The following is a 19,534-nucleotide window of genomic DNA, read 5'->3' on the forward strand; positions in this document are numbered from 1 at the left end:
AAAGCGCAGCTAAATAGCTGCGCTTTGTGTTTTTACGATAACAGAATAAATTGGCTTGCGATATTAGCGTTGTGCTGCGCGCTGGCGGTTCTTGCCGTTACTTGCAGGTTTGCCACCTTGACCATTACCGCCTTTATTGCGGTTTGGTTTGCCGTTTCCGCTGCCATTACCTTGTGATTGCTGACTACCAGGACCTTTCTTAATGAAGCCTGTCGCTGGTTTACGATCGTTACCGTTGTTACTACCACCAGCGTTTTGCTTTCCGTTACCTTGGTTAGCATTGCCTTGGCTACCGTTACCAGTAGGCTTCTTGCCACCAGATTTAGAGTGATTACGTGGCTTCTCGCCGCCTAAACCCGGTTGAGATTTGCTGTGTTTAGTCGCAAAACGTTGTGAACCGTGACGACCAGACTTACGACGTTGTGCTGGCGTTTGAGCATCAAAGTCTTCTGCTGGTACTAGGCAGTTTACTTTGTCGCCGATCAAGTGCTGTTTGCCCATACTGATCAGCGCTTCACGGATGATCTTCCAGTTTTCAGGATCGTGGTAACGTAGCAGTGCTTTATGGAGACGACGTTGACGATCACCTTTAGGTACAGGAACATCTTCACGCTTCTTATATTTCACGCGTTTCAGAGGGTTGGTCTCTGAGTAGTACATCGATGTTGCATTACACATTGGCGATGGGTAGAAGTTCTGTACTTGGTCACACTCGTAGTTATGCTTTTTCAGCCACATTGCAAGGTTAAGCATATCTTCGTCTTCTGTGCCCGGATGAGCAGAGATGAAGTAAGGAATCAGGTACTGTTTCTTACCGGCTTCAGCGCTGTACTTCTCGAACATCTCTTTGAAACGATCGTAAGTGCCCATGCCCGGTTTCATCATCAGGTCCAACGGGCCTTTTTCAGTATGCTCTGGAGCAATCTTCAAGTAACCACCAACGTGGTGAGTCACAAGCTCACGAACGTATTCTGGAGACTCAATCGCTAGGTCGTAACGAACACCAGAAGCAATCATGATCTTCTTAACGCCCGGTACTTTTCTTGCTGAGCGGTACAGGTCGATGGTGTGTTGATGGTCTGTGTTTAGCTTTTCACAGATTTTCGGGAACACACATGATGGACGACGGCAGTTAATTTCTGCTTTTGGATCTGAACAACCTAAACGGTACATGTTCGCCGTTGGACCACCTAAGTCAGAAATAGTACCGGTAAAGCCCGGTACTTTATCTTTAATGTCTTCGATCTCATCCAAGATAGATTCTTTCGAACGGTTTTGAATGATACGACCTTCGTGCTCTGTGATTGAACAGAAAGAACAACCACCAAAACAACCACGCATGATATTAACCGAGGTTTTGATCATGTCGTATGCTGGGATTTTCGCTTTACCGTACATCGGGTGAGGAACACGCTTGTAAGCAAGGCCAAACACGTAATCCATCTCTTCTGTAGTCAGTGGAATTGGCGCTTGGTTAACCCAGAGCTCACGATCACCGTGACGTTGAATCAGAGCACGACCCGAGTACGGGTTTGTCTCAAGGTGCAGAATACGGCTAGCGTGAGCGTAAAGAATACGGTCATTGTTTAGCTTTTCGTAACCTGGGATACGAACTGCTGTAGTTTTTGCATCGTGACGAGAAGGGCGAATAGTAATAGGCTGCGCTTTTACTTCTTCTTTTTCGTCTTTCTTGGTATCACACTGGGTTTCAACTTCGTATGGGTTAACGGGAACATACGCTTTGTTCGGCTTTTCGATACGAGAAGAGTCAATGATTTTGAAGCCTTCAGGCGCTGCTGGAAGATTGATAGCAGTACCGCGGATATTGGTTAGCGTAGACATGTCTTCGCCGTCGGCAATGCGATGTGCCACTTCAACCAGTGCACGTTCAGCGTTACCAAAAAGAAGAATGTCGGCTTTTGCATCAAACAATACAGAGCGACGAACTTTATCCGACCAGTAGTCGTAGTGCGCAACACGGCGCAAGCTTGCTTCAATACCACCAAGAACGATTGGCGTGCCTTTGTAAGCTTCACGACAGCGTTGAGAATAAACCAGAGTTGCACGGTCAGGACGCTTGCCACCTTCATTGTTTGGTGTGTAAGCATCATCGTGACGTAATTTGCGATCAGAGGTGTAGCGGTTGATCATGGAGTCCATGTTACCCGCTGTGATGCCGAAAAATAGGTTAGGTTTACCTAGCTTCATGAAGGCATCTTTATTGTCCCACTTTGGTTGAGCAATAATGCCTACGCGGAAACCTTGAGCTTCAAGCAGACGGCCGATGATAGCCATACCAAAGCTCGGGTGATCGACATACGCATCACCAGTTACAATAATAATGTCACAGCTATCCCATCCAAGAGCATCCATCTCCTTTCTACTGGTAGGCAAAAAGGGTGCAGTTCCGTAGCACTCGGCCCAGTATTTTTTGTGTTCGTGAATAGGAGTGATATCGCTGTACATATTTCAACCTCTGATTTTTGAGGCGGGAATTATAGCGGCATGAGACTAGACTAGCCAGTAGAACATGCCCCTGTTAGTTCTGGTGTCTTTCGCTATATCGCTTTTAAAAGCATCAAAAGAGCCATACAACAGCATAGTTGAAGCCTTGAATAACGTCGCTAATTTGTGATTTTGATTAGTGTTCGCAGCAGTTTTTGATATTATTCGCGAAAATAAGTCTGAAGAAGTAGATCCACAATGGTCGAAACGTTATTAGTACAATTTGCTCCGATGCTTTTAGGAGCCCAACTGATCTTAACCCTCATCTTGGTGAAAGGGGATATTTGCCCGGGACAACGTGGCCGTATTCACAAGATGTTACCTGCAATTGGCGTGCTTTGGCTGGCGGTTGCCTCAGTAAAAATTGAAGCCTTTCTGGTCGTGTTCGCAATTTTTTATTTCTATTCTCAAGTTCAAACTAAGAAGACTCGTGATTCTGGCCCTATCTGGGTTATGTATTTGGCGTGTGGTTTGGCGTTATCTTACGTTGCTATTCAAGCGACGGAGCAAGCAACCACAGTCGGCATCATTACGACTCTGCTGTTGGTCGTATTGTTAGGTGCTGCGTTTGGTCATTTACTGCTGACGATCGCAAGAACGCGTTTGCAAGCTTTCCACCGTGTTTTGCCAGTGGTGGGTGTATTGGCGGGTATGTTGGTGGTACTGGCAACAGTCGTGAATGTTTACTCACTCTCTGAAGCTCAGTTAGAGCCAGTAATTTCGACGTTACTATTTAGCTTCGCTTTGTTGATCTCTTCTATCGTGGTGTGGTGTTGGCATCTACTGTTCGTTAAGACACCTGAAAAGCTTCAACTTACGGTTTCATTGTTGATGTTATTAGCGGCCGCTGTTGGTTTAACGCCAGTTTGGGCTCTGTAATTTTGGGCATCGTAACTTTGGGTATGGTAACCACGTATCTGATTTAAGAAGTGTGATCTGTTTTTTAGCGTGACCTTAGTAAGCGTTCTAAACTTAACTCTAGTCAGTGTGTTCGTAAGGAGTACGAGATGGATTTAAGCAACGTCAAAAGCCTGGATAGCATTATCTTGCTGGGAATAGTGAACGAAAAACTGCGCTTAGAGTGCGACAGTTTTGAAGAGCTCATTAGCATGTATGAGATGGATATAGAAAGTGTCGTCGGTAAGCTTGATATGCTTGGCTATCAATACGACCCACTGACTAACCAGTTTAAATCTTACGCAAGATAGTCTATTTTTCGCGAATCAACAGGTATCGAAAATCATCGGTACTGAAACTAAAAAGTCACAGATTATCTGTGACTTTTTTTGTTTCTGGCATTTGTCTCTTGTGCTTGGTGTAAGCGGAGTTAGTTGACGATGGTTATTGTTAAACGACCTCAATACCATCAAGGTGACTCTTACTCTGCTGCCTTGCCGTACTAAAGAAAGCCTGTAGGTAACGCTTGTCTTTTTCTGAGTTTCTTACTGCAGCAAACAGTCTTCTCGAAAGCCCTTTACCTAACGGCTTGCTGGCTATCAAGCCTTGTCTTGAGAACTCACTGATTGCCCAGTTTGGTAATGCCGCGACACCTAATCCTGCCGATACCATTTGCACCAACATCAAGGTGTTGTCTGCTTGCTTCCACTTCTTAGGTTCCACACCTGCAGGTTGCAAAAAGTGCTTCACGACATCTAAACGCTGTTTTTGAACTGGATAGGAGAGCATCGTGAGATCGCTAAGATCTTGCGGTTCAATGCTTGGCTTTTCAGCCAAAGGCGAGTTTATTGCAGTGATCAAACGCATCTCGAAATCAAAGAGTGGCTCATAATGAACCTCTGAACGCGGCTGTATATCAGAGGTGATCACCAAATCTAATTCACCAGCCATTAATGCGGGCAGCGGCTCAAAACCAAAGCCTGACGAGAAATCTAGGGTTACGCTTGGCCAAGCAACTTGGTATTCCTTCAAAGCGGGCATTAACCATTGGAAGCATGAGTGACACTCGATCGCCATGTGCAAACGGCCATTCACATCCTCTTTCAGGCTTGCGAGTTCGTTCTCTGCTTTAGCGATTCTTGGCTGTATCTCATCGGCGAGCTTAAGCAAAATCTCACCTTCAGAGGTGAATTTAACTGGCCTAGTTTTACGAAGGAAAAGCTGACCGCCAATACGCGCCTCAAGGTCTTTCAATTGATGAGAAAGCGCCGACTGCGTCAGATGAAGAGAGGTTGCAGTTGCTGTCAGTGAGCCGCTGTCTCTCAAGGTAGTCAATGTTCGAAGGTGTTTAAGCTCTATCATGAGTATTCCTCATATTCCCTAAGCCAATTCAATATTTCTTAATAATCACCCTACGGGGTTTTTTATCATTTGTAAACGTCTAGATGTCTAGATGGTTTTGAGTTCCTCATCTTTGGTTTATTCAAGATGAATATTTTTAATAAACAAGATGAATATTTGGACGTTGTTCATTATTCAGATTGGGTGGATAGTTTAGCCATCCAGACGCCTTTTTGATAAAGCGTAATCTTCAATAGGTGGTCTGAAAAGATACTAACAATTATTGAATAAGGAACAGGCTCATGACTACGACAACGCATATTCTTGGCTACCCACGCATCGGTGAAAAACGCGAACTGAAATTTACATTAGAGAAGTACTGGCGCGGCGAGATTGGCCAGTCAGAGCTTAATCAGCTCGGCAGCGAACTGAGAAATCGTAACTGGAATGTACAAGCCGACGCGAATCTAAGCTTTGCAACTGCGGGTGACTTCGCATGGTACGACCATGTGTTAACAACGACTTTGCTTTTGGGTCATGTGCCAAAGCGTCACGCTGGTGGCTCTGAAGAAGAGAAAGCCTTCCCAGACTTAGATACCTTGTTCCGTGTTGGTCGCGGGCAATCACAATCTCAAAAGCAGCCAACTTGTTGTGGCGGGAAACATGGTTCAGAAAGTGCTCAAGACGGTGCAGCTGCATCTGACATGACCAAGTGGTTCAACACTAACTACCACTACATTGTGCCCGAATTCAGTAAAGATGATTCGTTTGACGTGAGCTGGCCGCAACTGTTTGATGAAGTGAATGAAGCTATTCAAGCTGGGCATAAGGTTAAGCCAGTCCTTCTTGGCCCGCTGTCTTACTTGTACCTAGGCAAAGAAGTGGAAGAGGGCTTTGATCGCCTAAGCTTGCTTCCACGCCTGCTTACTGCCTACCAAGCGATTTTGGCTAAACTTTCCAAGTTAGGTGTTGAGTGGGTGCAAATCGATGAGCCTATCCTTTCTCTGGAACTTGAAAAACGTTGGGCTGATTCATTCAAGTTGGCTTATCAAGTGATTCAAGGTGATGTAAAACTGCTGCTTACCACTTACTTTGATTCGGTGACTGACACGTTAGATAAAATCATAGAACTGCCCGTCAATGGTTTACACATCGATTTGGCTGCTGCGCCACAACAACTCGATGAAGTCGTGAGTAAACTACCTGAAGAGTGGGTGCTGTCTGCAGGTGTCATCAACGGGCGCAATGTTTGGCGAGCAGACTTGGCTACTCAGCTAGCGAAACTGCAACCAGTGAAAGAGAAGTTAGACGATAAGCTTTGGGTCGCAAGTTCATGTTCGCTGCTGCACAGCCCAGTTGACTTAGAGTTAGAAGATTCACTTAGCGATGAAGTGAAAAGCTGGTTTGCTTTCGCGAAACAGAAAGTCACGGAAGTTAGCTTATTGGGTGCTGCGCTTGACGGCGATCAAAATGCCATATTAGCGTGTGAGACTTATAGCCAACCTATTGTTGCACGTAAGAGCTCGACTCATGTGAACAAGCCTCAAGTACAGGCTCGTCTTAGCACGATTACCAAAGCATTAGCAGAGCGTAGTGCTCCTTATGCAGAACGTGCGGTTCATCAGTCTGAGGTGCTGGGTTTACCACTATTGCCAACCACAACCATTGGTTCGTTCCCACAAACAGGGGAGATCCGAATTCAGCGTAGTGCTTACCGAACCGGCAAACTGAGTGAAGCGGAATACACAACCGCATTGAAAGGCCATATTGCGGATGCGGTGAAACGCCAAGAAGCGCTAGATTTGGATGTGTTGGTTCATGGTGAAGCGGAACGTAATGATATGGTGGAGTACTTTGCAGAAAATCTAGCGGGCTTTCAAACCACTAAATTTGGTTGGGTGCAAAGCTACGGTTCTCGCTGCGTGAAACCAGCTATTGTAGTCGCGGATATCGAGCGTGAGAAACCGATGACGGTGGAGTGGTCTACCTATGCCCAATCTCTAACTTCTAAACAAATGAAAGGGATGTTAACTGGCCCTGTCACTATCTTGTGCTGGACGTTCCCACGTGAAGACATCTCACGCAAAGAGATCACTAATCAATTGGCATTTGCGCTGCGTGATGAAGTGTCTGACCTACAAGATGCAGGAATCAATATTATTCAGATTGATGAACCAGCGATTCGTGAAGGTTTACCATTGAAAAAACGTGACCACGCAGAATATTTAGAATGGGCCGTCGATGCCTTTAAGATCTCGGCCGCGAGTGCTAAACCAGAGACGCAAATTCATACTCACATGTGCTACAGCGAGTTCAACGAAATCATTGATTCAGTGGCCGCATTAGACGCCGATGTGATTACCATTGAAACCTCTCGTTCAAATATGGAACTATTGAAAGCGTTTGAAGAGTTTAACTATCCGAATGCGATAGGCCCGGGTGTTTACGATATTCACTCGCCAAACATCCCTTCAGAAGAGTGGATTGTTGATTTACTTAAGAAAGCGGCAGAAAAAATCCCAGCAGAACGTTTGTGGGCGAACCCAGATTGTGGATTAAAGACACGCAACTGGGCAGAGACAGAAGCCGCACTAACTAACTTAGTTTCGGCGACTAAGACACTGCGTAAAGAGTGGGAAGCCGCAGAAGCTTGAGCATAACTAATACTAGGTTTTGATTGACCCGCTAATCCACGATGAACCACAAAAAAGGCCTCGCAAATGCTAGGCCTTCTGGTTTTATGCTTGTTTAAATCTCGAATCTAACTGCTGCTCTGACAGGTATTTTTGCTGATCAGCTTCTCAACCATCAATTGTCCGCGTGTGTTACGAATCTTGATGTTGTAAGCCAAGCCCATGTCAAGGTTTGCTCTTACTTCTGAGTTAGTGCAGTAGCTATTCACACTCATGTCTACAACTTGGTTTAAAGGCTTAGCACCTTTTGCATCTTGGTTGTAGATCATCATGATTTCGATAACCGTGTTTTTTGCTAATACGCGCATGACCGACAGCGGGCCGTACTCAATCGGCAGGCCAGCAGATAAAACGCCAGCACGGTGCTGCGCCATCATCTCTAGCTGTCTTTGTTCGTCATGCTCACTTGATGAACAGCCTGCGAGCAGAGCTAAAGTCAGTGAGCCAATAATCCATTTTTTCACGTTAAAATACTTTCTTGAATGGTTTAACAATAACATTTTGGTAGACACCAGCAGCGATGTACGGGTCTGCGTCTGCCCATGTCTGTGCATCTTCTAAAGAATTAAACTCAGCAATCACAGTCGAACCTGTGAAGCCAGCTTCACCAGGGTTATCTGAGTCAATGGCTGGCATTGGGCCTGCTGTTAACAGTCGGCCTTCATCGTGAAGTGTTTGTAGGCGTTCTAGATGTTGTGGGCGAACACTTAGGCGCTTTTCTAATGAATTTTCGACGTCTTGAGAAAAAATCACGTACCACATATTGAGATATCCTTATTTTACTTCACTAAATTGGGGCGTTTAAATTCGCTATCTTGCTAATTTACGCGAACTAATTGGTATTGGAAGAGCTAATGATAAGAAATTGTGAATTGGTGCGAGAGAGCGCTATGGTCTTTAGCTATTTCATTGACTCGAACTAAAGACCATTTACGTAAACGACGGAGTGAAAAGTCCTATTTATTGATAGAGCGAGGCTTACCACTTTCATCAACCGCGACGTAGTTGAATGTCGCGCCACAAACCTTGTAACGGTCACCGATGCCGTGGTCAAGTACCGGCTTAACCCATACTTCTAGGTCGATATTCATCGAGCTGCGACCAATCTTAGTGCAATCACCATAAACACATACCACATCACCCACAGAGACTGGTTGTTTGAACTCGATACTTGATACTGAAACTGTGACTATTTTGCCGTTAGAGATCTCTTTCGCCAAGATACCGCCAGCTAGGTCGAGCTGAGACATTATCCAACCACCGAAAATCTGGCCTGCTGCATTTGTATCAGAAGGCATCGCTAATGTGCGAAGAAGTAAAGAACCAATCGGGTTCAAAGTTGATTGAATAGTCATTGTTGTACTCTTGATGGTATTGATTATCTTAAATAAAAACAGATGTGTTGACTGGTTAAGCACATTGGCAAATGAGTGCATTGAACAACAAGAAACCAGATTGCCGCTAATTTAGTGAGATTGTCAGTAAATAATAGGCTTTATTTTGACCAGTTTCTGCAACACAAAAAAGCCAGTGGCCAATGATCACGAGTATCATTGGCCACTGTTAAATAGCATATTGATAAGAATTGTATCAAAAAGGGAATGAGGACTCATCCCTTAGGGTTACTTCTCGTCGGTATTTTTGTCTGTTAGTTCTTGCTGTTGGTCTTTTTGTAGGTGCTGATCTTTTGGTAAATGCTTATAAATATATACACCCGTCAGTAAGGTGAAGAGCAGGGTAGCGATGAGTAAGCCAAACACCTTGAAGTTCACCCAAACATCCAACGGTAGGTTGAAAGCAACGTAAACGTTGAGAATAGCGCATAGAGTAAAGAACAGAGTCCATGCCCAGTTGATCTTGGCCCACACTGATTCAGGAAGTGAAATCTCTTTGCCCAACATTCCTTTAATAGCTGACTTGCCCATGATGTGACTGACTGTCAGGCCGATAGCAAACAGCGCGTAAACGATGGTCACTTTCCACTTAATGAAGTTGTCGTCGTGCAAGAAGATGGTCATGCCGCCAAATACGGCAACCATCAGAAACGTGATGATCTGCATTTTTTCTACTTTCTTGTAGATGAAATACGTCAAAACAATTTGAACTGCAGATGCAACGATCAAAGCACCAGTCGCTGTATAGATGTCATACATCTTATACAGCGCAAAGAAAATAATGAGAGGAATGAAATCAAGGATTTGCTTCATGAGACACTGACTATCCAGTTAGTTGAGTTGCAGACAGTCTAACGAAAACTGTCTCGATGCTAAATAGTCCGAGACAATTGGGTGCCATTTAATTCCATCTAACCCTTCATCGTGTTTAACGAGTTTAGACCGGTTATCGCATTGACGAGGTTTGGTAGCGAGGTATCAGCTTCTTGATGTCTTCAAGATAACCTTCGCTTTTCAAACTGTCTAAGGTGTTTTCGAGTTCTTGTTCACTCATGGCAAAACATGTCGATTTACCGGTCGTTAAGTCGAGATACTCATGATATTCACGTTCTGTGAAGTGGCCAATTCTGTCCATTAATAAGGTTTTAATCCCATGGTGAATTAAGCCGTAATACGTATGTCTTTGTAAGGTCATAGCCTATCCTCCGTGACAAGCTGCAGTTCAAATGATGCAACCTGCTGTATATTGGTTGGGTTATCTATGACAAAGCAATTCGAATGCCATTTTTTCCAATTGAACAGAACCACTTTCCTACCAAATAGAATTGAATTTCTTTTCAATTAGTTAAAGGAACGTAAGTTCTATTCTCTAAACACCAATACGGAGCTGACGAAAAATAGTTTTATTTTGAGAATGGTAAAATTCTCATTATGACGATCTACTGAAGCTTTAAGGCTCCTGAATTGGCAATTTGATAACCGTTAATCGACTAGCCAATCGACTAAGGTTGATAGCGAGGCATTCTGACGGTTCTTGGGTTGTAATAGGAAGTAACCATTTCCAGAGAAGACACTGCCTTCACTCACTTTCACCAATCTGCCCAAATCAATATCTTGCTTAGCAAGCGTGATGTCACCGATTGCTATACCAAAGCCCTGAATCGCGGCATTCATCGCTTGGTCGAGTGTCGCGAATTGTTGGTTGTTCTTGCTTGAAAGGTCATGGCTTCCTATGTGCTCTAACCATAGTCGCCAGTCACTCTGCTCATTGTTAGCGTGCAACCAAGTGTACTGAGCAAGCTTGTGTGGCTTGATGACAGTTGAAGTGCTATCTATCAGGTGACTTGGAACAATACTCTGTGTTTGGCAGACAGGAGCCAGTTGCTCGTTAAACAATAATTGGCTCACAATCGAGTGTTGGCTTGGCTTCTTACCGTAGGTAATCACTGCGTCGAACGGGTCAAAGCTCGGTTCGAAAACGTGTTTGATAGTGGACGTTAGTTCTACATCAATTTCAGGGTAGGCTTGCTGAAATGACATCAATTTGGGTAACAGCCACGAGGTAATACAACTCGGAGCATTGAGCTTGATCTTCGAGGGAGAGCTAGCCACTTGGTTAAGAGCGGATTGCAGTTGGTAAATCACCCCTTGTATAAGAGGAACTAGCTCTTCTCCTTTTGGTGTCAGGGACAACCCTCGAGCATGTCGGTAGAAGAGATCACAGCCAAGGCTTTCTTCAAACGACAGCACCTGACGACTCACTGCACCTTGCGTGACATTGAGCTCATTCGCCGCGTGCGTAAAGTTGAGATGTCTAGCTGTAGACAAGAATGCGAGTAATGTTTTTGTTGAAGGAAGGGGGCGATTCATATCTTTACCTATGATTTTTTATCATGGCTATTATGTGATTAATTCGATTCATTTTTCAATGGTGTTCTGTTTGAATGTAGATACTTAATCATCATTTGTGATTTAATATGTGCATAAGTCGTATATTTTGAATACAAAAGCAGTGGTGAAGAATTGTGATTTTGCGAAAGGAATAGCTTCTTGACATCTTTTATTGATGGCTTAGTGCCTCAGGCTGTAAAAAAATTAATACCTTATCAATCGGCAAGAAGAATTGGTGGTGATGGACGTGTCTGGCTAAACGCGAACGAATTGGAAAGCTCACTGTTTCAAGGAGAAGCGAGTCACAATCGATACCCAGACTTCTTACCTCAAGATATTGCCAAGGCTTACCAAGCGTATTGTGGAACTGATGCTGCAACGGTTGCTGTTCGTGGCGCTGATGAAGCGATTGACTTACTGATCAGAACATTCTGTAAGCCAGCGAGTGACAATATCCTGATTTGTTCACCAACGTATGCAATGTATGAGTTTTGCGCCGATGCATTAGCGATTGAAACGCTCGATTCTCCTTTGCAGGAAGATTTCAGCTTAGACGTTACTGATATCGTGAATAAAGCCGAGTTGGCTAATATCGTTTTCCTTTGTTCTCCCAACAACCCAACGGGTAATGTGATTCCCAGATCGGATTTGATTCAGGTACTGGAAGGGACTATCGGGAAATCTCTAGTGGTGGTCGATGAAGCGTATATCGAGTTTGAACCACAAACGTCATCTGTGAGCCTTATTGAGCGTTATCCGCATTTGGTTGTGATTCGCACTTTGTCGAAGGCGTTTGGACTGGCTGCAGTACGTTGTGGCTTTATCTTAGCGAGTCAAAATGTGATGCAGTATGTCGCTAAATTGATTCCGCCATACCCAATGCCAGATTGCTCATCTCAAATAGTGCTAGACGCATTGTCTGATGAACGAGTTTCAGTAATGGAAGACGCAACGTTAAAGTTGGTCGAATTACGAAACCTCTTTGCTTCTGAACTGAATCAGTTTGATTTCATTGAACAGGTTTACCCGTCTTCTACCAACTTTGTCTTATTACGCCACAAGCCTGACTACGAGCTGTTTAGTGTATTGGCGAAAGATGGCATTGTGACAAGGAATCAAAACCATGAACCTGCTTTGCGTAACTGTGTTCGAATCAGTATTGGTAGCCAAGAGAGCATGCTAGAAGTGATAACGTCACTAACACGCTACCAAACCGAATTAGAAAAGAATCAACAAGGCAGACAAATTCAACAATCTCAACATAAAGAAACTCAATCTCAACTCGATAAAGATCATATCTAGGATGGCAATGATGAAAAAGATAATACTAGGACTCGCTTGTGCGGCCGCTTTACTTGGTACAACGGTACAGGCGAAAGAAATCCGTTTGGCGTCAGACTTTACGTATCCGCCATTCAACTATAAAAACAGTGACGGTGTGCCTGTTGGGTTTGATATTGAGATAGCTGATGCCTTGTGTGAGCAAGCCAAACTCGATTGTACTTGGGTTTCACAAAGTTGGGACTCGCTAATTCCAAGTTTGTTGGCAAGAAAGTCAGATGTGATTATGGCTTCAATGCGTATTACCGAAGAGCGTAAGCGTAAGATCTTGTTTACTGATAAGTACTACCAAACTCCAGCCGTGTTTGTTGCTGCTAAAAGCGCGGAATTCAGCGTCGATGAGGCCGGCTTAGCGGGCAAAACCATCGGTGTTCAACAAGGCACGATTCACGATCGCTACGTTACCGACAAGTTTGGTGAGGTTGCGAAGATTAAACGTTATACGGGCCAAGATGAAGTGTATCTTGATATGCAGAATGGCCGTCTAGATTTAACGTTTGGTAACTCTGATCAACTTTCATTGGCTTTCTTAGATAAGAAAGAAGGTGAGGGTTTTGAATTTAAAGGCAAAGCAGTAACTGACAAAGCCTACATTGGTGAAGGTACGGCTTTAGCACTAAGAAAACAGGATTCAAAACTGGCGAAACAATTCAATGCCGCGATTGAAGAGATCAGAGCAAATGGTACTTACGACAAGATTGCTTCTAAGTACTTCACGTTTGATATCTATGGCGCTGATTTGTAATTCGCGTAACGCTTATAACTAGAACACCAAAAACAAAAAATCCGAGGGCTGTGAGGCTCTCGGATTTTTTAGTTTAAGCTGGTGGTATCAATTCAATCACCACCAACTTAGCGTTTATTGATTACGCTTGCTGTTTTTGTAGCTCAGCTTCTTTCGCTTCGTCTTTGATTAGAGAATCAACGATTACTGCACATGCTGCATCACCAGTGATGTTCAGAGCAGTACGAATCATGTCGAAGATACGGTCTAGAGCGAACAACAGAGGTAGACCTTCGATAGGGATACCAGCTGCTAGAAGAACCGCAACCACTAGGAAAGAAGGACCTGGAACACCTGCTTGACCAACTGCGCCTAGCGTAGAGGTTACGATGATAGCAACGTAAGCACCCATAGACAGGTCGATGTTGAACAGCTGTGCAAAGAAGATAGCAACTAGGCCGTAGTAAATTGCATTACCAGACATGTTGATCGTCGCACCAAGTGGTAGAACGAATGAAGCCGTAGAGTTACGAACGCCAAGTTCTTTCTCTACCGTTTCCATTGTTACTGGCAGTGTCGCCATTGAAGAGGCTGTTGATAGTGCAACCGCTTGAGGCTTCTTCATTGCCACTAGGAACTTCTTAGCTGAAGTCTTAGTGAAGATCTGAATCATCAGTGGGTAAGCAACAAAACCGAAGATCAGGATCGCAGCGATGTAAACAACGAACAGTTTGAACACAACCATAAGTGCGCCAAAACCGAATGTACCAACTGCTTCTGCCATTAGGCCGAATACGCCAAGTGGTGCAATGATCATAACCTTGTTGATCATCCAAACCATAGCGTCAACAATCGCGTTTACGCCATTGATGATAGGATCACGTTTTTCTTTCGCTTGTTTAGAAATCGCAATACCGAAGAATAAGCAGAAAACGAGAATTTGCAGAATGTTTGCTTCATTCAATGATTGGAAAACGTTGGTAGGGATCATGCCAGTGATGGTTGCCCAGAACGTTGGAAGTTCGCCTTTCGCAGCGTATTCAGAAGAGAACATGCCTTCTACGCCAGAAACATCGATACCACGACCCGGTTCGAATACTTCACCCATTACTAGCGCTAGCGCTACAGCAAGTGCAGACGTTAGTGCAAAGTAACCCAATGTAGTTACGCCGACTTTACCTGCAGATGAACTGTTGCCTAAACCAGCAGCACCTGAAATCAGTGCAACTGCGACTAGAGGGATAACCAACATCTTGATCAAGTTGATGAAGATAGCACCCAGTGGAGCGAACATAGTTGCGCTGTCACCCATCATCGCACCAACTACAGTACCGACGATCATTGCAATAACGACTTGAACGCCGATGTTGCTTAGTAAACTCTTTTCTTTTAACACTTCCATAACCTCTGTGCTACTAAATATAAAAATCCCAGAACTACTCACCAATGTACGATGTACCATTGGATTAATATTTCGCGACGAGTTTTACACGTATCCTTTACATTTATCAATATGAGCAGAGGTGAAAGTCTCTGAAAAACAAGTGGTCTAATGTCATTTGTTGATTTTGCACAACAATGCAATCGTTTGCCTTGGTTTTTTATAGCGATGTTATTTGTTGAATTTATAAAAGCTTTTTCGCTGGAGGTTTTGTGAATGATTTACAATCGTTGGTGTTGAAAACGTCCCATTAACATTTTGATTTCATTCGCGAGTGTTTTTTGAGCGTTTGTGTTGGGGTAAATCCACAGGTACGTGTTGTGTGAAATTTAGCCTGAACTATGCTTAAGGTATCTATTTATTACCAAGATGTTACCTCTGCGCTTTAAATAAAACGTCTATCTAGCATCTCAGTTGTAAGGAGAGGGGCTATGACTTTTATATTAAAGTACTTGTTTGCGTTTCTTCTGTTGCTCAGCTCAGTGTTTGCTCAGGCCGATGATGTCTGGGTGATTGAGGTGAACGGAGGGATAGGTCCGGCGACCAGTGATTACCTCACTAGAGAAATAGAACAAGCTCACGATGAGCAAGCAAAGCTCATTATTTTGAAAATGAACACGCCTGGCGGGTTAGACTCATCGATGCGTGACATTATTCGATCCATCACCACCTCACCGATTCCAGTCGCTACTTGGGTTGGGCCTGCGGGTTCACGAGCAGCGAGCGCCGGTACCTATATTTTACTTGCCAGCCACGTTGCTTCCATGGCGCCCGGAAGCAATTTAGGCGCAGCCACGCCAGTGTCTCTTGGTGGTGGCAAAGCGCCGACTAATCCCTTGTCGCCTCAAGACGATACCAATAAAGACGACAACACTTCTGCGAGTGAACAAGACGCAACGAAACAAGAGAACTCAGATCAGGTAAAAGCCACCACTGCGATGGAAAAGAAAGTCATCAATGATGCAGCGGCTTACATTGTCAGTTTGGCTAAGCTGCACAAACGTAACGAAGAATGGGCAGAAAAAGCGGTAAGAGAAGCGGCGAGTTTGGACTCAGAGAATGCACTTTCGCTTAACGTGATTGATTTTATTGCCAGCGACCTTCAGCAATTGGTTGAACTGATCAACGGACGCATCATCACCATCAACGGGGTCAGTCAGGAAGTCCAACTTAGTGATGTTGCTTTTGTCGAGCGAGAACAAGACTGGCGCTTTAGTTTGCTTTCGGTGATTACGAATCCAAATGTCGCTTACATCCTCATGCTCATCGGTATCTATGGTTTGTTGCTGGAGTTTTATAACCCAGGGGTCGGCTTACCAGGTGTATTGGGCGGTATCTGTCTGTTATTGGCGATGTACTCGTTACAAATGCTGCCTGTGAGTTACGCGGGTCTTGCTTTGATCTTGTTGGGTATAGCTTTAATGGTTGCGGAAGCCTTTAGTCCGAGCTTTGGTATTTTCGGTTTGGGTGGCGTTGCTGCATTTACATTGGGCTCAATCATGCTGATGGACACTGAAGTACCGGGTTACCAAATCGCATTGCCGTTAATTATCGGAATCAGTTTGTTCTCTGTAGCGTTTATTGTCGTAACAATATCAATGCTAGTCCGAGTCAGAAATAAGCCAGTGACGACTGGGATGGAAGCGGTGGTTGGCGAGACGGGTAAAGTTGTAAGCGGTTTTCCTGGCGCGGGTCGAGTGCTGGTTGAAGGTGAAATCTGGCAAGCTAAATGCGTCAATGAACTGAAAGCAGGACAGAGTATCAGAGTCACCAAGCTCACCGGGCTTTCTTTGGATGTTGAAGCGCTGCCCGATGAGACACCATCGAACTCTGGTTAGCACGGGCTGTTAGCGCGGAATGCTAGGACAAACTTGATTGAATTATTTATTGCTTAACCATCGTTACCATTAGGGGGCGGTTATGTTTATACACACTATAGGTATTGTTATCGTGCTTGTTATCTTGTTGATAGCTAGTATGTTCAGAGTTCTGCGCGAGTACGAGCGTGCAGTAGTGTTCTTCTTAGGGCGCTTTTACGGTGTGAAAGGGCCAGGGTTAATTATCATCATTCCCTTCATTCAACAAATCGTGCGAGTCGACTTGCGAACCATCGTTTTAGATGTACCAACACAAGATTTGATCACCAGAGATAATGTGTCGGTTAAGGTTAACGCTGTGGTCTATTTCCGAGTGCTTGATCCTAAGATGGCAATCAACAACGTGGAGAACTATCTCGAAGCCACTAGCCAACTCTCACAAACCACGTTGCGGTCTGTTCTAGGTCAGCATGAATTGGATGAGCTGTTGTCTGAGCGAGAAGAGCTCAACAGAGATTTACAATCAATTCTTGATCAGCACACCGATAACTGGGGGATTAAGATTGCCAATGTCGAGATTAAGCATGTTGATCTTGATGACAGTATGGTGCGAGCTCTTGCGAAACAAGCAGAGGCAGAGCGTTCTCGTCGAGCTAAGGTGATACATGCAACAGGTGAGCTAGAGGCATCCACTAAGCTAAGAGAAGCCGCAGAAGTACTGAACAAAGCGCCTAACGCCATTCAGTTACGTTATATGCAGACATTAACCGAGGTCGCGAATGAACGCACTACGACCATCGTATTCCCAATGCCTGTCGATTTAGTGGATAAAATCACTGATCCCATTAAAGCGACACTCAATGAGGCTGCAATCAAGAAGGCGATGAAAGTTGATGATTAGCGACTTTTTCTGACAACAATAAAAAAGGCACCACATCTGTGGTGCCTTTTAGAATCTACAGTCGTGTTTAGCGAATGCTAAAGATTACTTCTGTGTTGCAGCTTTCATTGGCGTTACAAATTCAGCTAATGCTTTAAGCATTGCTTCTGGCTGTTCAACGTTGTTCTCAATGATTTTTACAACCGCTGAGCCTGAGATAGCACCGGCAGCGCCAGCTTGAATCGCTTCTTTTACTTGCTCAGGAGCAGAGATACCGAAACCAAGCAGTGCTGGTGGCGCATCGAACTTGTTCAAACGATCAAGCAGTGCGGCTACTGGCATGTTTGCTTTTGTTTCTGCACCCGTTACGCCAGCACGAGAAAGTAGGTAAGTGTAACCACCACCAAGTTCAGATACTGACTGAAGTGTTTCATCGCTCGCTGTTGGTGGAGCAATAAAGATTGGATGAACGCCAAACTTCTTCGCTGCCGCAACAAACTCACCACTTTCGTTGGTTGGTACGTCGGCAATCAGTACCGAGTCGATACCCGCATTAGCACAACGCTCGTAAAAGTTATCGATACCACGTGCGTAAACCAAATTCGCGTACATCAGTAGGCCAATTGGTAGCTCTGGGTACTTAGCACGAATTTGACCGATAAGATCGAAGCACACATCTGGCGTTACTTTGGAATCTAACGCGCGAATGTTTGCACCTTGGATTGTTGGGCCATCTGCAAGCGGATCTGAGAACGGAATACCAAGTTCAAGCGCATCAGCACCTGCTTCAACCAAAGTTTCCATGATCTTAAGAGACTGTTCAGGGTTAGGATCGCCAACTGTTACGAATGGTACAAATGCACCCTGATTTTTTTCAGCTAAGCGAGTGAATAGTGATTGATAGCGATCCATTATAATGCTCCTTTCTCTTTAAGGATGTCGTGTACAGAGAAAATGTCTTTGTCACCACGGCCAGATAAGTTAACGACTAATAGCTGTTCTTTCTCTGGGTCGTCGTGAGCCATTTTGATTGCATGAGCTAAAGCATGAGATGACTCTAGCGCTGCGATAATACCTTCGTTACGTGCGATAGCTTGGAACGCTTCTAGTGCTTCGTCATCGGTCACGTTGTCGTATTCAGCACGGCCAATTGCGTTTAGGTGGGCGTGTTGAGGACCAACTGATGGGAAATCTAGACCGGCAGACACAGAGTAAGACTCTTCTACTTGACCGTTCTCATCTTGCATCAGTGGTGCTTTCATACCGAAGAAGATACCGGTTTTACCGTGTTTAAGCGGCGCGCCGTGTTGGTCGGTATCAATACCTTTACCAGCAGGCTCTACACCGATTAGGCGTACAGATTCTTCTTCAATGAAATCCGCGAACATACCGATAGCGTTAGAACCACCGCCGACACAAGCAATAACTGCATCAGGAAGGCGACCTTCACGAGCTAGAATTTGGTTCTTCGTTTCTTCACCAATCATGCGCTGGAAATCACGAACAATCGTCGGGAATGGGTGAGGACCCGCAGCCGTACCTAGTAGGTAGTGCGCGTCTTCATAAGTTGCAGACCAGTCACGTAGCGCTTCGTTACATGCATCTTTTAGCGTTGAAGAGCCAGAATGAACAGGGATAACCTCTGCGCCCATTAGCTTCATACGGAACACGTTTGGGCTTTGACGTTCAACGTCTTTCGCACCCATGTAAACACGACACTTAAGACCTAATAGAGCACATGCTAGAGCCGTCGCAACACCGTGTTGACCAGCGCCAGTTTCAGCGATGATTTCTTGTTTACCCATACGTTTAGCAAGAAGCGCTTGACCCAGTACTTGGTTGGTCTTGTGTGCGCCACCGTGAAGTAGGTCTTCACGCTTAAGGTACAGTTTAGTTTTTGTACCTTTCGTTAGGTTGCGAGTCAGCGTTAGTGCCGTAGGACGACCCGCGTACTCTTGAAGAAGCGTCATGAATTCACTGCGGAACTCAGGATCGGCTTGTGCATCGATAAATGCTTGTTCAAGTTGGTCTAGTGCTGGCACTAGGATCTGCGGTACGTATTGACCACCGTATTCACCGAAGTAGGCATCGAGTTTAGCCATTATCTTAT

Annotated in this window: 18 protein-coding genes; 7 read left to right on the forward strand and 11 right to left on the reverse strand. The window is 44.7% G+C overall.

Annotated features, from left to right (window positions below; translation table 11 throughout):
• Positions 1 to 63 precede the first annotated feature (63 nt).
• A complete protein-coding gene (locus CWO13_RS06420) occupies positions 64 to 2,373 on the reverse strand; it encodes a YgiQ family radical SAM protein (protein WP_441351610.1) in 2,310 nt (769 codons plus the stop codon).
• Positions 2,374 to 2,703: 330 nt separating this feature from the next.
• On the opposite strand from CWO13_RS06420, the gene CWO13_RS06425 reads away from it, so the two are divergent.
• Together CWO13_RS06425 and CWO13_RS06430 are read left to right on the forward strand one after the other, a co-directional pair.
• A complete protein-coding gene (locus CWO13_RS06425; RefSeq protein WP_048659617.1) occupies positions 2,704 to 3,384 on the forward strand; it encodes a hypothetical protein in 681 nt (226 codons plus the stop codon).
• 128 nt (positions 3,385 to 3,512) lie between these two features.
• On the forward strand, positions 3,513 to 3,713 hold the full coding sequence (locus tag CWO13_RS06430; RefSeq protein WP_004741624.1) for a DUF4250 domain-containing protein: 201 nt from the start codon (positions 3,513 to 3,515) through the stop codon (positions 3,711 to 3,713).
• 139 nt (positions 3,714 to 3,852) lie between these two features.
• On the opposite strand, the gene CWO13_RS06435 is transcribed toward CWO13_RS06430, so the two are convergent.
• Positions 3,853 to 4,764 (reverse strand): LysR substrate-binding domain-containing protein, encoded by a 912-nt coding sequence (locus CWO13_RS06435; RefSeq protein ID WP_048664705.1) that lies wholly within the window; start codon positions 4,762 to 4,764, stop codon positions 3,853 to 3,855.
• A gap of 281 nt (positions 4,765 to 5,045) precedes the next feature.
• Between CWO13_RS06435 and metE the strand changes: the two genes are divergently transcribed.
• Entirely contained in the window at positions 5,046 to 7,397 is a 2,352-nt protein-coding gene (gene metE / locus CWO13_RS06440) for a 5-methyltetrahydropteroyltriglutamate--homocysteine S-methyltransferase (RefSeq protein WP_108082654.1), read from the forward strand.
• 107 nt (positions 7,398 to 7,504) lie between these two features.
• Here the strand turns inward: metE and CWO13_RS06445 are convergent, their stop codons facing one another.
• From CWO13_RS06445 to CWO13_RS06470, 6 genes are all read right to left on the reverse strand, one after another.
• The gene (locus CWO13_RS06445) at positions 7,505 to 7,900 is read right to left on the reverse strand and encodes a GspS/AspS pilotin family protein (protein ID WP_048659614.1); all 396 of its coding nucleotides are present in this window, start codon (positions 7,898 to 7,900) and stop codon (positions 7,505 to 7,507) included.
• Between the two features lies 1 nt (position 7,901).
• Positions 7,902 to 8,198, reverse strand: coding sequence for a YciI family protein (locus CWO13_RS06450; RefSeq protein ID WP_017063533.1), 297 nt, complete (start codon positions 8,196 to 8,198; stop codon positions 7,902 to 7,904).
• Positions 8,199 to 8,392: 194 nt separating this feature from the next.
• Positions 8,393 to 8,791, reverse strand: coding sequence for an acyl-CoA thioester hydrolase YciA (gene yciA / locus CWO13_RS06455; protein WP_009846426.1), 399 nt, complete (start codon positions 8,789 to 8,791; stop codon positions 8,393 to 8,395).
• A gap of 267 nt (positions 8,792 to 9,058) precedes the next feature.
• Positions 9,059 to 9,643, reverse strand: coding sequence for a septation protein A (locus tag CWO13_RS06460; protein ID WP_048659613.1), 585 nt, complete (start codon positions 9,641 to 9,643; stop codon positions 9,059 to 9,061).
• A 133-nt stretch (positions 9,644 to 9,776) separates the two neighbouring features.
• Positions 9,777 to 10,025 carry a hypothetical protein gene (locus CWO13_RS06465; RefSeq protein ID WP_017069991.1) on the reverse strand — a complete coding sequence of 83 codons (249 nt, stop codon included), beginning with the start codon at positions 10,023 to 10,025 and terminating at the stop codon, positions 9,777 to 9,779.
• A 287-nt stretch (positions 10,026 to 10,312) separates the two neighbouring features.
• Positions 10,313 to 11,200, reverse strand: a complete 888-nt coding sequence (locus tag CWO13_RS06470) for a LysR substrate-binding domain-containing protein (RefSeq protein WP_108082655.1) — start codon at positions 11,198 to 11,200, stop codon at positions 10,313 to 10,315.
• Positions 11,201 to 11,380: 180 nt separating this feature from the next.
• Between CWO13_RS06470 and hisC the strand changes: the two genes are divergently transcribed.
• Positions 11,381 to 12,523: a histidinol-phosphate transaminase gene (hisC, locus tag CWO13_RS06475; RefSeq protein WP_108082656.1), complete on the forward strand. Its 1,143-nt coding sequence runs from the start codon at positions 11,381 to 11,383 to the stop codon at positions 12,521 to 12,523.
• Positions 12,524 to 12,533: 10 nt separating this feature from the next.
• Positions 12,534 to 13,307 carry an ABC transporter substrate-binding protein gene (locus tag CWO13_RS06480; protein ID WP_108082707.1) on the forward strand — a complete coding sequence of 258 codons (774 nt, stop codon included), beginning with the start codon at positions 12,534 to 12,536 and terminating at the stop codon, positions 13,305 to 13,307.
• Between the two features lie 121 nt (positions 13,308 to 13,428).
• On the opposite strand, the gene CWO13_RS06485 is transcribed toward CWO13_RS06480, so the two are convergent.
• Positions 13,429 to 14,748 carry a dicarboxylate/amino acid:cation symporter gene (locus tag CWO13_RS06485; RefSeq protein WP_307862841.1) on the reverse strand — a complete coding sequence of 440 codons (1,320 nt, stop codon included), beginning with the start codon at positions 14,746 to 14,748 and terminating at the stop codon, positions 13,429 to 13,431.
• A gap of 410 nt (positions 14,749 to 15,158) precedes the next feature.
• Here CWO13_RS06485 and CWO13_RS06490 point away from each other — a divergent pair, with 410 nt between their 5' ends.
• Both CWO13_RS06490 and CWO13_RS06495 read left to right on the forward strand, forming a co-directional pair.
• The gene (locus CWO13_RS06490) at positions 15,159 to 16,565 is read left to right on the forward strand and encodes an NfeD family protein (RefSeq protein ID WP_108082657.1); all 1,407 of its coding nucleotides are present in this window, start codon (positions 15,159 to 15,161) and stop codon (positions 16,563 to 16,565) included.
• Between the two features lie 82 nt (positions 16,566 to 16,647).
• A complete protein-coding gene (locus CWO13_RS06495; RefSeq protein WP_048664711.1) occupies positions 16,648 to 17,445 on the forward strand; it encodes a slipin family protein in 798 nt (265 codons plus the stop codon).
• Between the two features lie 84 nt (positions 17,446 to 17,529).
• On the opposite strand, the gene trpA is transcribed toward CWO13_RS06495, so the two are convergent.
• Positions 17,530 to 18,336: a tryptophan synthase subunit alpha gene (trpA, locus tag CWO13_RS06500; protein ID WP_108020618.1), complete on the reverse strand. Its 807-nt coding sequence runs from the start codon at positions 18,334 to 18,336 to the stop codon at positions 17,530 to 17,532.
• Complete coding sequence (gene trpB, locus CWO13_RS06505; protein WP_060982409.1) at positions 18,336 to 19,526, reverse strand: tryptophan synthase subunit beta; 1,191 nt, start codon at positions 19,524 to 19,526, stop codon at positions 18,336 to 18,338. Before trpB ends, trpA begins: the two co-directional genes overlap by 1 nt.
• Between the last annotated feature and the right edge of the window lie 8 nt (positions 19,527 to 19,534).

This window comes from Vibrio sp. ZF 223, from assembly GCF_003050585.1.
GTDB classification, from domain to species: domain Bacteria; phylum Pseudomonadota; class Gammaproteobacteria; order Enterobacterales; family Vibrionaceae; genus Vibrio; species Vibrio crassostreae.